At 37.1% G+C, this 15051-nt stretch carries 11 protein-coding genes; all 11 read left to right on the plus strand.

The window, feature by feature from the left end; genetic code table 11:
- The first annotated feature begins 138 nt into the window (after positions 1 to 138).
- Entirely contained in the window at positions 139 to 1080 is a 942-nt protein-coding gene (gene hprK, locus Ana3638_RS07950; RefSeq protein WP_161837551.1) for an HPr(Ser) kinase/phosphatase, read from the plus strand.
- A gap of 206 nt (positions 1081 to 1286) precedes the next feature.
- Positions 1287 to 2228 carry an ROK family glucokinase gene (locus Ana3638_RS07955; RefSeq protein WP_161837552.1) on the plus strand — a complete coding sequence of 314 codons (942 nt, stop codon included), beginning with the start codon at positions 1287 to 1289 and terminating at the stop codon, positions 2226 to 2228.
- Positions 2229 to 2306: 78 nt separating this feature from the next.
- On the plus strand, positions 2307 to 3224 hold the full coding sequence (murB, locus tag Ana3638_RS07960; protein WP_161837553.1) for a UDP-N-acetylmuramate dehydrogenase: 918 nt from the start codon (positions 2307 to 2309) through the stop codon (positions 3222 to 3224).
- Between the two features lie 17 nt (positions 3225 to 3241).
- Entirely contained in the window at positions 3242 to 4114 is an 873-nt protein-coding gene (rapZ, locus tag Ana3638_RS07965; protein ID WP_161837554.1) for an RNase adapter RapZ, read from the plus strand.
- A gap of 45 nt (positions 4115 to 4159) precedes the next feature.
- Positions 4160 to 5146, plus strand: a complete 987-nt coding sequence (gene whiA / locus Ana3638_RS07970) for a DNA-binding protein WhiA (RefSeq protein WP_161837555.1) — start codon at positions 4160 to 4162, stop codon at positions 5144 to 5146.
- Positions 5121 to 5375 carry an HPr family phosphocarrier protein gene (locus Ana3638_RS07975; protein ID WP_161837556.1) on the plus strand — a complete coding sequence of 85 codons (255 nt, stop codon included), beginning with the start codon at positions 5121 to 5123 and terminating at the stop codon, positions 5373 to 5375. The genes whiA and Ana3638_RS07975 overlap by 26 nt, the downstream gene beginning before the upstream one ends.
- 587 nt (positions 5376 to 5962) lie before the next feature.
- Positions 5963 to 7441, plus strand: a complete 1479-nt coding sequence (locus Ana3638_RS07980; RefSeq protein ID WP_161837557.1) for a polysaccharide deacetylase — start codon at positions 5963 to 5965, stop codon at positions 7439 to 7441.
- A 268-nt stretch (positions 7442 to 7709) separates the two neighbouring features.
- The gene (locus Ana3638_RS07985) at positions 7710 to 11198 is read left to right on the plus strand and encodes a DNA polymerase III subunit alpha (protein WP_161837558.1); all 3489 of its coding nucleotides are present in this window, start codon (positions 7710 to 7712) and stop codon (positions 11196 to 11198) included.
- Between the two features lie 36 nt (positions 11199 to 11234).
- Entirely contained in the window at positions 11235 to 12209 is a 975-nt protein-coding gene (gene pfkA / locus Ana3638_RS07990; RefSeq protein ID WP_161837559.1) for a 6-phosphofructokinase, read from the plus strand.
- 194 nt (positions 12210 to 12403) lie between these two features.
- The gene (locus tag Ana3638_RS07995; RefSeq protein WP_161837560.1) at positions 12404 to 14158 is read left to right on the plus strand and encodes an ABC transporter ATP-binding protein; all 1755 of its coding nucleotides are present in this window, start codon (positions 12404 to 12406) and stop codon (positions 14156 to 14158) included.
- 376 nt (positions 14159 to 14534) lie between these two features.
- The gene (locus tag Ana3638_RS08000; RefSeq protein WP_161837561.1) at positions 14535 to 15050 is read left to right on the plus strand and encodes a sigma-70 family RNA polymerase sigma factor; all 516 of its coding nucleotides are present in this window, start codon (positions 14535 to 14537) and stop codon (positions 15048 to 15050) included.
- The last annotated feature ends 1 nt before the right edge of the window (position 15051 follow it).

Here is a 15051-nt window from a genome sequence, read left to right on the forward strand (position 1 = left end):
CCCTGTATAAGATAAAGCTATTTACAGCATAGTAAGGTCTGTGATAGAATATGTCTAGATAAAAGTATATATTGGAAATAAAAACCCGCAAAGTGTGCTTTTTATGCGAAGTTGGTGTGATGGAGAAAGGACGTAATTATGTATACGGTACAATTATCAAAACTGATTGAAAAAATGAATCTTGAAAATGTTACACCGGAAATAGATATCAGGCATATTAAGTTATGTCAACCGGATGTTAACCGTCCGGCTCTGCAGCTGGCGGGGTTTTTTGACTACTTTGATTCCGAGCGTGTGCAGGTTATCGGACATGTGGAATATGCATATATGCAAAAGATGGAAAAGGATCACGGTCATGGGATTATGTCAAGACTTATGGACTATAAAGTACCCTGTATCGTGTTCTGCAGGAATATCGAGGTTGCGCCGGAATTGATACAGATGGCTACGGAAAAGGGAGTTCCTATTTTACGTACTGCAAAAACCACCTCTTCCTTTATGGCAGAAGTGATCCGCTGGCTCAATGTGGAATTGGCTCCCAGAATATCAATACATGGAGTTTTGGTCGATGTTTATGGCGAGGGTATTTTAATAATGGGTGAAAGCGGAATTGGTAAAAGTGAAGCAGCCCTGGAGTTAATTAAGAGAGGACACCGTCTGGTAACGGATGATGTGGTTGAAATAAAAAAAGTCAGTGATGACACCTTAATCGGTACCGCACCGGATATCACCAGACATTTTATAGAACTTAGAGGAATTGGAATTATTGATGTTAAAACTCTGTTTGGTGTTGAGAGTGTTAAGAATACCCAATCCATTGATTTGGTAATTAAACTGGAAGAATGGAATAAAGACCAGGAGTATGACCGATTAGGCTTAGAAGAACAATATACCGAATTCCTTGGCAATAAAGTTGTCTGCCATTCGATTCCTATAAGACCGGGCAGAAATCTGGCTATTATCTGTGAATCAGCTGCGGTTAATTACAGACAGAAGAAGATGGGTTATAATGCCGCACAGGAATTATATAACCGAGTAACAAATAATTTAATGAAAAAAGCAAAACAGGATGAAGATTAATTAATATACAATAGTCCTGAAGAATAGCTGTCTCTGCTATTCTTCTAATGGCTCGCATGTTCTTAGCGAGACTATTCACACTAACGCCCATGCTCTTTGGGCATAAATCGTGAAGAATAGCGTCTTTTGCTATTCTTTTAATGGCTCGCATGTTCTTAGCGAGACTATTCACATTAACAAATAAATAATAAAAGAGGATAAGAAAAATGGAAAGACTATGTTTTGGCATTGATATTGGTGGGACTTCAGTAAAATTAGGATTATTTACGGAAAACGGCAACCTGTTGGATAAATGGGAGATTCCCACAAGAAGAGAAGACAGCGGAAGCCATATCTTAGAAGATGTTGCAGCTACGGTAAAGAAAAAAATAGCAGATGACAATCTTGTAAGAGAGAATATTATTGGTATCGGAATCGGGGTGCCAGGACCGGTAACGGAAGACGGAACCGTAATTAATTGTGTTAATTTAGGCTGGGGTATTTTTAATGTATCGGAAGAGACGGAGAAGTTGACCGGTTTTAAAACCAGAGTTGGAAACGATGCCAATGTAGCTGCTTTAGGTGAAATGTGGCAAGGAGGCGGCAGAGGTTATAAAAATTTAATTATGGTAACATTAGGTACCGGAGTAGGCGGAGGCGTAATTTTAAATGGTGAAATCTTAACCGGAAGTAATGGAGCAGCCGGTGAAATCGGCCATATTACTGTTAATCCGTCCGAAGAAGATAAGTGCAATTGCGGAAGACCAGGTTGTCTGGAACAATTTGCATCTGCTACCGGTATTGTAAAAGAAGCCAAAAGACTTCTGGATAAATCGAAAGAACCTTCTAAACTCAGAGAGATACAGCATCTATCAGCGAAAGCTATTTTTGATTGTGCAAAAGAGGGGGATGCATTGGCTAATGAACTGGTGGAAGAATTATGCAGATATTTAGCACTGGCTTTATCCCATATTGCCCATGTTGTGGATCCGGAGGCATTTGTTATCGGCGGCGGGGTATCCAAAGCCGGAACTATGTTAACGGATTTAACTAAGAAATTTTATGAAAATAATGTTTTATTTGCATTAAAAAATAAAGATTTTAAGCTGGCTGAATTAGGTAATGATGCCGGAATTTATGGCAGTGCCAAATTAATAATCGGTAAATAAGTAACATATAAAAGTGAAGTTAAAGCATATACTAAATAGCATAGAAATGAATGAAACAGGAATGCGATGGGAGTAAATATGAATGAGGCATTTTATCAAAAATTACGAACGATATTAGACGACAATCAGATTATGATAGAAGAACCTCTGGCCAGGCATACTACTTTTTTAATTGGCGGCCCTGCGTGGTTTCTTGTTTTACCGGAAAGTGTTTCTGACGTGGCGGCTGTGGTAAAGTTATGCCTTGCAGAAAATATGCCTTATTATATTATGGGAAATGGCAGTAATCTTTTGGTCAGCGATAAGGGATACCGGGGAACCATAATAAAATTAGGACAGTCTTTCAGTAAAATTTCTATTGATGAAGAAAAATATATAGTAAGGGCTGAAGCCGGTGTTTTATTATCAAAATTGGCAAATGAGGTAGCCGATCACAGCTTAACCGGGTTTGAATTTGCCGCAGGTATTCCCGGAACACTTGGCGGTGCGGTAACTATGAATGCAGGCGCCTATGATGGAGAGATAAAACAAGCTATTTTAGAAGCTGTTCTATTAGATAAGGATGGCAATATACTAAGACTCAATAAAGAAGAGCTAAAAATGGGTTATCGTACTACCATTATTCAAGAAAACCATTATATAGTTCTTGAAGCTGTATTTGGCTTTCAACCTGGTGTTAAGGAAGATATTTTAAGTAAAATAAAGGACCTTAATGCAAGAAGACGAGAGAAACAACCTCTTGAATACCCCAGTGCCGGGAGTACTTTTAAAAGACCGGCGGGATACTATGCAGGAAAGCTTATTATGGATTCCGGGTTAAGAGGATATCAGGTTGGAAATGCACAGGTTTCGGAAAAACATTGCGGGTTTGTCATTAATAAAGGCGGTGCAACAGCCACTGAGGTTAAAACATTAATTTCTGATATAATAGAAATCGTTAATAATAAATTTGGAGTTGTGTTAGAACCTGAAGTAAAACTTTTAGGTGAATTCTAACGGATTGAGAGGTTGTTATGAGGATGGTTATTGTAACAGGAATGTCCGGTGCAGGTAAAAGTTCAGCTTTAAAAATGCTGGAGGATGCCGGATATTTCTGTGTTGACAATCTTCCAATCCAACTTATATATAAGTTTGTCCAACTCACTGTTAATGGTACTGAAAAATTTGATAAAGTAGCATTAGGTGTTGATATCCGAAGCGGACAGGCATTGGAAGAATTAGACGAAGTATTGGAACAGATGAAAAAGGATGGATATCATTACGAGATATTATTCCTGGATGCAAAAATGGAAGTTCTGGTCAAACGGTATAAAGAAACCAGAAGAATCCACCCATTATCCGGATCAGGCCGAGTGGAACAGGGTATTGAGGATGAACGGGATAAATTAGAATTTATTAAAAAAAGAGCAGATGTGATTATTGATACCAGTCAATTACTCATCCGTGAATTAAAAACTGAGATAGATAAAATCTATATTAAAAACGAAAAATACAATAACTTTTTTATAACCATCTTATCTTTTGGATTTAAATATGGAATACCAATGGATTCGGATTTGGTTTTTGATGTAAGATTCTTACCAAACCCTTTCTATGATCCGGTATTGAAAAGCCAGACCGGTAACGATCAACCTGTCAGAGATTATGTAATGAGTTCTGATATGGCCGGAGTTTTTTTGGACAAATTGGAAGATATGATAACTTTCTTAATACCCAATTACATTCTTGAGGGAAAAAATCAACTGGTTATCAGTATTGGCTGTACCGGAGGCAAACACCGTTCCGTTACCCTTGCCAATGAATTGACAGCCAGGCTTGAGAAATTAGAATACGGGTTAAAAGTGGAACATAGAGACATAGAAAAGGATGCTAAAAGAACGTTGTGACTGATTAGTCACATATAATTGGGTTTTCCTGTGAGGTGAATAAGGATGTCATTTTCTAAAGATGTTAAGGATGAATTATCAAAACAGATCAACCCTGCCAGACATTGTCAGATAGCGGAATTATCAGCATTAATCAGCTTATGCGGACGTATCATTATTACAGAGAATGACCGGTATATCTTAAAAATTCATACAGAAAATATAACCGTTGCAAGAAAGTACTTTACTTTAATCAAAAAAACATTTAATATAAATACAGAAATTTCTATTAGACGAAATGCTTATTTTAAGAACAGCATTATGTATAGTTTAATAATATTGGATAATGATATTGTAATAAAAATATTGCAGGCAACGAAATTAATAGATGATTTTAAGGAAATCGGTGAAAATCTTTCAATAAAGGATAACTTGGTAATTCAAAATGTCTGCTGTAAAAGAGCCTTTATACGAGGTGCTTTTCTGGCTGCCGGGTCTATGAGCGATCCTGAAAAAACGTATCATTTTGAGATTGTTGCCTCCAATGAACCAAAGGCAAAACAAATACAAGAGATAATCAATAGCTTTGATATTGATGCAAAGATTGTTACCCGTAAAAAATACTTCGTTGTATATGTAAAAGAGGGATCACAAATCGTTGATTTGTTAAATATAATGGAAGCTCATGTAGCACTTATGAATCTGGAAAATGTACGGATTTTAAAAGAAATGAGGAATTCCATTAACAGGCAGGTAAACTGTGAAGCTGCAAATATTAATAAAACAGTTATGGCAGCAACGAAGCAGATAGATGATATCCTATATATTAAGAATCAAATAGGTTTCAGTGAATTAACAGAGGGGCTTGAAGAAATTGCAACTCTGCGAATCGAATATCCTGAAAGCTCATTAAAAGAATTAGGAGCGCTGCTTAGTCCGCCGATTGGAAAGTCAGGTGTGAACCACAGGTTGCGTAAACTAAGCATTTTAGCAGATAACTTAAGGGAACAGAAGGAGGAAGTAAATTATGGTAACAAAGAAAATATTAATTAAAATCCCAACAGGATTGGAAGCAAGGCCGGTTGCTTTACTGGTTCAGGTTGCAAGTCAATATGAAAGTAATATTTATGTAGAATGTGATGAAAAGAAAGTTAATGCCAAGAGCATTATGGGGATGATGAGCTTGGGATTAGCCGCAGGAGAAGAAGTAATTGTATCTGCAGATGGTCCTGATGAAGAAGTAGCAATGGAAAATATAGAAAAATATTTAAGTAGTAAATAATTATAAAAATCTGCCACATGGAATGACATATGAGGCAGATTTTTTGTTTCAAGGACATTGAAACACTTAAATCTTACCAGTTAATAAAAAAGAATAAAATTCGCAATTTATTTGAAATATTAATTAATAAAATATTAAACAAATATAAAGTTGGATATGCTATAATATAACTTATCAGAAGTTGCATTTCCAAAGAAGTTGCAATTCAAACTTCTGATAAAAGGCGCTGCTCTTGCGCCGTACATCTGATTATAGAAACACGGGTTTTGTTTCTATAATATAACTTATCGGAAGTTGCAATTCAAACTTCTGATAAAAGGCGCTGCTCTTGCGCCGTACATCTGATTATAGAAACACGGGTTTTGTTTCTATAATATAACTTATCGGAAGTTTAAGTACATATTATTATTTTGGTCAGATGATTTTCTTATAAATTTATTTTTTTTATTTTTATGTATTATTTGGAGTATTATAAGTAGTAAGGATACAATTCTAATGAATTTGACATAATAACATAGAAATAAATCATATTAAATTTATTGAAAATATGAACAAAAGTGTAGAGGTAAAAAATAGGAGAAATGAAGATGGCTGATAAAAGCGGATTTGAACAAAAACCTAAAAACACTGGTTCTATTATGGATACAAATAATACGAATAGGTTAAAAAATAAAAAGTTTCGTAAATTATTAATTATTGAAGCTTTCATATTATGTATTGTAATTGCTGGTTATGCTTACCTGGTTATGCCGGGGTTTCACAAAAACAGTGGTAATAAACCGGATAAACCTGGAAGTACATTAAATACAACCGGTGATAATGACCAAGATGATACAAAAGACAGCACAACTCCTACACTGACTCCGGAACAGCAGGAGGCACAGAGAGCAGAGGAAGAGAAAAAAGAAGCAGAGAAAAAGATAACCGATTTAGTAGCGAAAGCGGATAAATTAGCATTAGGTTATGACTATGATGGTGCGATTAAATTAATAAAAAGCTTTGGTGATAACTATAAGGATTATGAAAAATTAACAAACGCGATAGCAGGTTATGAGGCCAAAAAACAAACTTTGGATCCATTGGGAGCATATGACTCAGTAGACCAGATTAATCATATTTTCTTTCATAGTTTGGTTGCGGATACCAAAAAAGCATTTGATGGGGACTATGAAGCTAACGGCTATAATTATTACATGACAACCATATCGGAATTCAAAGCTATGATGCAGCAGATGTATGATGATGGTTATGTACTTGTAAGTATTCATGATGTTGCTAAAAAAGTAAAAGGGGAAGACGGTAAAACAAAATTTAAGCCCGGTAATATAATGCTTCCTCCTGATAAAAAACCGTTTGTTTTATCCCAGGATGATGTAAACTACTATGAATATATGAATGATGACGGATTTGCCACTCGAATTGTTATTGATGAAAACGGCAGGCCATCAACGGAGATGACTTTAGATGATGGTACGGTTTCCGTAGGTGATTATGACATGGTACCTATAGTAGAAACATTTATTGCGGAACATCCTGATTTTTCCTATAAAGGTGCAAAAGGTATTATTGCTTTAACCGGTTATGAAGGAAGTATGGGCTATCGTACCAATGATCCTACCTCTCCAACTTATGAGAAAGATAGGGAAACAGTTAAAAATATAGTAAAAGTTATGAAAGAATGGGGCTGGGAATTTGCTTCCCACAGTTACGGACACCGTGATATGTACAAAGCCACCAATAGTTTTACAGTTAAAGATACAGACCGGTGGATGGAGGAAGTTGGATCGCTTATCGGTCCGACGGATATCTATATTTTCCCTTTTGGAATAGACATTGAAACTACATTGGACCACTATAGCAGTGATAAATTTAAATATCTTAAAAAGCTTGGTTTTGATTATTTCTGCGGTGTATATAAAGAACCTTGGATACAGGTCCACGATGATTATGTCAGAATGACCAGACGGCCCTTAGACGGACAGGCTATGCTTCAATTCCCGGAAAGATTAAAGGATTTGTTTGACTTAAGTAAGATAGTGGATCCCAGCCGGCCGGAATTAAAATAATTGTATATAAATTAAATACACTGTTATCTGTAGTTTAAATAGAATTAGTCTGTGTTTCAGATATATAATTTACCCTTAAGGGAATTAATAAATATCTGTTATTCAGACTAATTTTTTATTTATAAAACCGAACAAATTTTCTTTTTTATTTATTTACTTTTACGAAAACAAAATATTGTGTTATAATAAAAAAGGTTCATAGATAAATAATTGTATAACAAAGGGCAGTTTACGTTCGTCCGCATAATCGGACAGATAGGAGCCAGATATGAATTTTACACATTTACATTTACATACAGAATACAGTTTATTAGACGGTTCCGGCAAGATTAAAGAGATGGTGGCCAGAACCAAGGAATTAGGTATGGACAGTATGGCAATTACAGACCATGGTGTTATGTACGGCGTAATTGATTTTTACCGTGCCTGTCTGGCGGAGGGAATTCAGCCTGTAATAGGGTGTGAAGTCTATGTAGCACCGGGATCCCGTTTTGACCGGGAAGCTAATTCATCCGATGACCGTTATTACCATCTGGTATTGTTAGCCGAAAATAATACCGGGTATGCTAACTTAATGAAGATTGTATCCAAAGGATTTTTAGAGGGATTTTATTATAAACCACGAGTTGATTACGAAGTTCTCAAAGAGTACAGCGAGGGTATTATTGCCCTGAGTGCCTGCATTGGAGGCGAAATTGCAAGTAATATAAGGAAAGGTTTTTATGAGGAAGCTAAAAAAGCAGCCCTGCGGCTAAAGGATATATTCGGTGAGAATAATTTCTTTTTAGAACTGCAGGATCATGGAATACCGGAACAGAAATCAGTAAACCAGGGATTACTGAGAATGAGTAAGGAAACAGGAATCCCTTTGGTAGCCACCAACGACGTTCATTATACTTTGGAAAGTGATGCCGCCGCCCATGATATCTTGCTGTGTATCCAGACCCAGAAGAAAGTAACGGATGAAAACCGCATGCGTTATGAGGGCGGACAGTATTTCATAAAATCACCGGAAGAGATGTTAAAAATTTTCCCTTATGCCACAGAAGCATTGGAAAATACCCACAAGATAGCAGAGCGCTGTCACGTGGAAATTGAGTTCGGCGAGTATAAACTTCCGAAATTTGATGTACCGGCTGGGATTACCGCATTGGAGTATTTAAAAAAACTATGTTATGAAGGATTAAATAAAAGATACCCCAATCCCTCCCAGGAATTAATAGACCGCCTGGATTATGAAATTGAAACCATCCGCAGCATGGGATTTGTGGATTACTTCTTAATCGTAGGTGATTTTATAAAATATGCCAGAGATCATGAAATTATGGTCGGACCGGGAAGAGGAAGTGCCGCCGGAAGTATCGTATCTTACTCTCTGGGAATAACTAATATTGATCCGATCAAATATAACTTATTGTTTGAGCGTTTTTTGAATCCGGAACGTTTAACCATGCCCGATATCGATATTGATTTCTGCTTTGAAAGAAGACAGGAAGTAATCGATTATGTTGTTGAAAAATACGGCAAAGACCGGGTGGTTCAGATTGTGACGTTTGGTACCATGGCTGCAAGAGCTGTTATCCGTGATGTGGGACGTGCTCTGGATTTAGGATACGGCAGAGTGGATACGGTAGCTAAGATGATTCCCACTGAGCTTGGTATCACTATAGAAAAGGCATTAAAACTTAACCCGGATCTGAAAACCTTATACGACAATGATGATGATATAAGAAACTTAATTGACATGTCCAAACGTCTGGAGGGTTTGCCCCGCCATACTTCCATGCATGCGGCTGGAGTTGTAATCAGTAAAGCTCCCGTGATGGAATATGTACCCCTCTCCCGGGCTTCCGACGATTCCATCACCACCCAATTTACCATGACAACCCTGGAGGAACTGGGACTTCTTAAGATGGACTTTTTAGGCCTTAGAACCTTAACTGTTATTCAGAATGCGGTCCGTCTGATAAATAAAAGGCGTAATGAGGGAGAGAAAATAGATATCGATAACATCGATTACAATGATAAAAATGTATATGCTTTATTTGCCTCCGCTAAAACAGACGGCATATTCCAGTTTGAAAGTGCAGGAATGAAAAACTTCCTGAAAGAATTAAAACCAAGCAACCTGGAGGATATCATTGCAGGTAATGCACTCTACCGTCCGGGCCCAATGGATTTTATTCCAAAATATATCAAAGGTAAAAATCAGGCAGGCAGTATTATCTATGAGTGCCCTCAGCTGGAACCCATCCTGTCTCCAACCTATGGCTGTATCGTTTATCAGGAGCAGGTTATGCAGATCGTTCGTGACTTGGCAGGGTACAGTTATGGCAGAAGTGACCTGGTACGCCGTGCCATGTCAAAAAAGAAAGCTTCCGTTATGGAAAAGGAACGGTACAATTTCGTATACGGTAACGATGAAGAAAATGTTCCTGGCTGTATCAAAAATGGGATATCAGAAGAAGTTGCAAACCACATATTTGATGAAATGACAGACTTTGCGAAATATGCTTTTAATAAGTCCCATGCGGCTGCTTATGCAGTTGTAGCTTATCAGACAGCATTTTTAAAATGTTATTATCCGGTTGAATTTATGGCTGCTTTAATGACTTCGGTAATTGATAATCCAGGAAAGGTGGCAGAATATATTTTTACCTGCAGACAGATGGGTATTAAAATACTTCCGCCGGATATTAATGAAGGAGACAGTACTTTTTCCGTATCGGAGGGCGCTATCCGGTATGGACTATCCGCAATAAAAGGTCTTGGGCGCCCGGTTATTGAAGCAGTAGTAAAGGAACGGGAAAGTAATGGTAAATTCACCAGCTTAAGAGATTTTGCAGAACGGCTGTCCGGCAAGGAAGTAAATAAAAGGACTGTTGAAAGTTTTATCAAATCCGGTGCTTTTGACAGCTTACAAGGTACCAGAAAACAGTTAATGATGATTTATGTGCAGGTACTTGATGATGTGGCTCAGACCAAAAAGCGTAATCTGTCAGGGCAGATGTCATTATTTGATTTTGCAGAGGAAGAGGAGAAGACGGAGTATGAGAATAATCTTCCGGATGTAGGGGAATATACCATTGAACAAAAGCTTTCCTTTGAGAAAGAAGTTATGGGTATCTATGCAAGCGGTCATCCACTGGAAGCCTATGGGGAATTAATGAAGAAAAATATAACGGCAACTACCATGGATTTTGTTATCGATGAAGAAACGAATGAAACGAAAGTAAATGATGGAGAGATGGCAACCGTAGGTGGTATCATTACAGGGAAAACCGTAAAAACCACAAGAACCAATTCCATGATGGCTTTCGTCACTCTGGAAGATATGGTGGGAGCTGTTGAAATTATTGTATTTCCTAAAGATTATGATAAATATAAAATGCTTCTTGTAGAGGATAATAAAGTACTGGTAAGGGGAAAAATAGCAGTAGAAGAAGAAAAAAATGCTAAATTAATCTGCCAGACGATTATTCCTTTTGAAAGTATTCCCAAAGTTATTTGGATAAAGTATCCCAATAAAGAGAAATTTGTTGAAGATGAACAGAGGCTGTATACGATATTAAGGGAATATGATGGTACGGATAGTGTATGTATTTATCTGGAATGTGAAAAAGCAATAAAACACTTACCTAAAAGTATGGGTATTAAGGCGGAAATAGAGCTTATTGATAAACTAAAACAGACATATTCGGAAGCAAATATAAAAGTAATTGAAAATAGTATTGAAAAAGCTAGAAAAATAGATTAAAATATAAGCAATTTAGTTTTTTTGGAGGTGGACACAATGGCAAATGAAGTAAAGACAATCGGTGTATTAACAAGTGGTGGTGATGCACCGGGTATGAATGCAGCAATCAGAGCGGTCGTTAGAACAGCTTTAGCAAACGGTTTAAAAGTAAAAGGTATCAGACGAGGATACAGCGGCCTATTAGATGAAGATATAGTAGATATGGAAGCGCAGAGCGTTTCTGATATTATACAAAGAGGCGGTACCATTCTATATACTGCCAGAAGTAAAGAATTTATGACAACAGAAGGTCAGGATAAAGCTGCTGAAATCTGTAGAAAGCATGGCATTGATGGTTTGGTGGTAATAGGCGGTGACGGTTCTTTCCGTGGTGCTGCCGATCTTGCTGTAAGAGGAATTAATACGGTATGTTTACCAGGAACCATTGACTTGGATATTGCATGTACCGATTATACCATTGGTTTCGATACGGCAGTCAATACGGCTATGGAAGCAATTGATAAAGTAAGGGATACTTCAACTTCCCATGAAAGATGCAGTATTATTGAAGTAATGGGTAGAAAAGCCGGTTATATTGCATTATGGTGCGGTATCGCTAACGGGGCGGAAGATATCTTAGTTACTGAAAGATATGATTATGACGAACAAAAGATTATAGATAAGATCATTGAAAGAAGAAAAGCCGGTAAGAAGCATTACATCATCGTTAATGCAGAAGGTATCGGCGATTCCAATAATATGGCAAAGAGAATCGAAGCAGCTACCGGTATGGAGGCCAGAGCAACCATTATCGGCCATATCCAAAGAGGTGGCAGCCCAACCTGCATCGACAGGGTACATGCTTCCGCTATGGGTGCATATGGGGTTGACTTATTATGTAAAGGAGCTTCCAACCGTGTAGTAGGTTACAGAGACGGTAACTATGTAGACTATGATATTAAAGAAGCACTTGCCATGAAAAAAGATATTGATCAATATTTATATGACGTGTCTAAAACATTGTCCAGATAATTATAATACAATTGTTTTATAAACGAAAGCCTGACTTAAAAACCACTTAAAGCTTAAGTGTTATTCAACGGTCAGGCTTTTAAATTTCTGAGAAAGCAAAGTGAGCAGAAATTCAAGCGTTAAATTATGAACTTTATAAAATCGTCATAAATATAAGTATAAAATATAAAAATGCTGTTAAACAGGGGGAAAAGATGAGTAATAAATTTCAAAAGTTTTTATCCTATTATAAACCATATATGGGTTTATTTTTATCTGACATGTTTTTTGCATTAATAGCAGCGGGTATATCACTGGTGTATCCATTAATAGTCAGATATGTAACCAATGATCTGTTGGTGCATTATGAAATCAGTGAAGTAATGCATACTATAATTAAATTATCATTTCTTATGATAGGGCTGGCCATACTGGAACTGGTATGTAACTTTTATATTGCTTACCAGGGGCATGTTATGGGTGCGAAAATGGAATACGATATGAGGAATGACATTTTCGAACATTATCAGAAATTATCCTTTAATTTTTATGATAATCAGAAAACCGGACAATTAATGTCCAGAATTACCAATGATTTGTTTGACATTACGGAATTATGCCATCATGGTCCGGAAGATATCGTAATCTCCATTATTAAGTTCGTAGGTGCTTTTATTATATTAATTAATATAAATCTTCCCATTACATTAATCGTTTTTGCTTTTATTCCCATTATGTTTATTTTTGCTTATCACATGAAAAATAAAATGAATCACGCTTTTCGTAAAAACAGGGAACGAATCGCAGAGATTAATGCCCAGATTGAAGATAATTTGTCCGGTATCCGGGTTGTAAAATCCTTTGCAAGTGAAAATAAGGAAATGGATAAATTCCACGACGGAAACCGCCGTTTTGTGGAGAGTAAACGTAACAGCTACTGGCAGATGGCAACATTTCATTCCGGACTTGGGTTTTTTACAAGTCTAATAAATGTTGCGGTTATTGTCGGTGGTGCCGTACTTATGGCAAATAAGATCATTGCTTTAAGTGATTTACTTACTTTCTTATTATATATCAATAATATTATTGAACCCGTCCGTAAATTAATTAACTTTACGGAACAATTTCAAAACGGAATTACCGGTTTTGACCGGTTTATGGAGATTATGGATATCCAGCCGGATATTATTGATAAAAAAGATGCCGTATCCATTAAGGATGTAAAAGGAAAAATTGAATTTCGTGAGGTATCATTCCGTTATAATGATACCAAAACGGATGTATTCCGTAATATAGACTTGAAAGTGGAATCGGGAGATTACCTGGCTTTAGTCGGTTCCTCCGGTGTAGGTAAAACAACTCTTTGCAGCCTGATTCCAAGGTTTTATGAAGTAAACTCCGGTAAAATCCTGTTAGATGGTACGGATATTAGGAATATTAAACTTCGGTCGTTGAGAAAAAATATTGGAATTGTTCAGCAGGATGTTTATCTGTTTACCGGTACGGTATTGGATAATATACGGTATGGTAAATTAGAAGCTACGGATGAAGAAATTATAGAAGCCGCTAAAAATGCCAATGCCCACGAATTTATTATGGAACTTCCGGATGGATATAATACATATATCGGACAGCGTGGCGTTAAGTTATCCGGGGGACAGAAGCAGCGGCTCAGTATCGCCAGAGTATTTCTTAAAAATCCGCCCATACTAATCTTTGATGAAGCAACTTCTGCCCTTGATAATGAAAGTGAAAAGGTAGTGCAGGAATCCTTGGAAAAACTGGCGAAAAACAGAACCACTTTTGTTATAGCCCACAGACTTTCAACAATCCGGAATGCCAAAAATATCATTGTTTTAACAGAAGACGGAATTAAAGAGAGAGGAACGCATACGGAACTACTGAATCAGAACGGAATCTACGCCGGCCTGTATAAATTAACACAGGGAGCAGAGAAAAATCTGGCATAAATTAGCAGTTTTTTTATTGGAACCATAATTTCATTTGCGTCGTCTAATAGTTGATAGTATACTAATACTGCAGCTATCAATAAAAGCGGAAAGAGGACTGTCCGGCTCGCGGCATAACTTAGAGAGCTGCCGGACAGCGTACAGGTCCTAAGTCGGCACAGAATAGGAGATGGAGCAAAATATTACCGCGTAAATAATATATTGAGGTTATAATTCAGCCTATGAAACCGCGAGGGGTTTTTGGTGAGCGGAGCGAAGCGAAAGTCACAGAAAACCCACGACATGTATGCAAAATTATGCATTTAGCATTATTTTTGTGCATTATGTTACGGTTAAAAGCCAAGGCTGAACTGTAACAAATAGGGGGAAGTTATCAATGTACGAGGATAAAGAACCGGTTTACGACATTGAGACATTGATGAGGAAATATGGCAATGATGTACTCCGTACGGCATATATGTATGTAAAGGATAGTCATTTGGCAGAGGATATTTTTCAAGATGTCTTTATAAAAGTAAATCAAAAACTTGAAACCTTTCAAGGTGGCAGCAGTATTAAAACATGGATGATACGTATTACTATTAATACCTGTAAAGATTATCTGAAAAGCGCATGGAATCAACGTGTCATGCCTTTTACGGAGTTTCAGGAGAACACAATGGCAGGGGAGGACGATTTTACAGCTGTAGAACAACAGGATGAAAATCGGATCATCCGCCAGGAAGTTATGAAACTGCCGGATAAATACAAAGACGTTTTGCTTTGTGTCTATTATCATGATATGACAATAAGTGAAGCCGCAAAACTTTTGCATATTGCAGAAGGAACGGCAAAAAGCCGTCTGTCCCGAGCAAAAGAAAAACTTAAGCTTTGCCTTGAAGGGAGGATTTAAG

Source organism: Anaerocolumna sedimenticola (genome assembly GCF_009931695.1).
GTDB lineage: Bacteria > Bacillota > Clostridia > Lachnospirales > Lachnospiraceae > Anaerocolumna > Anaerocolumna sedimenticola.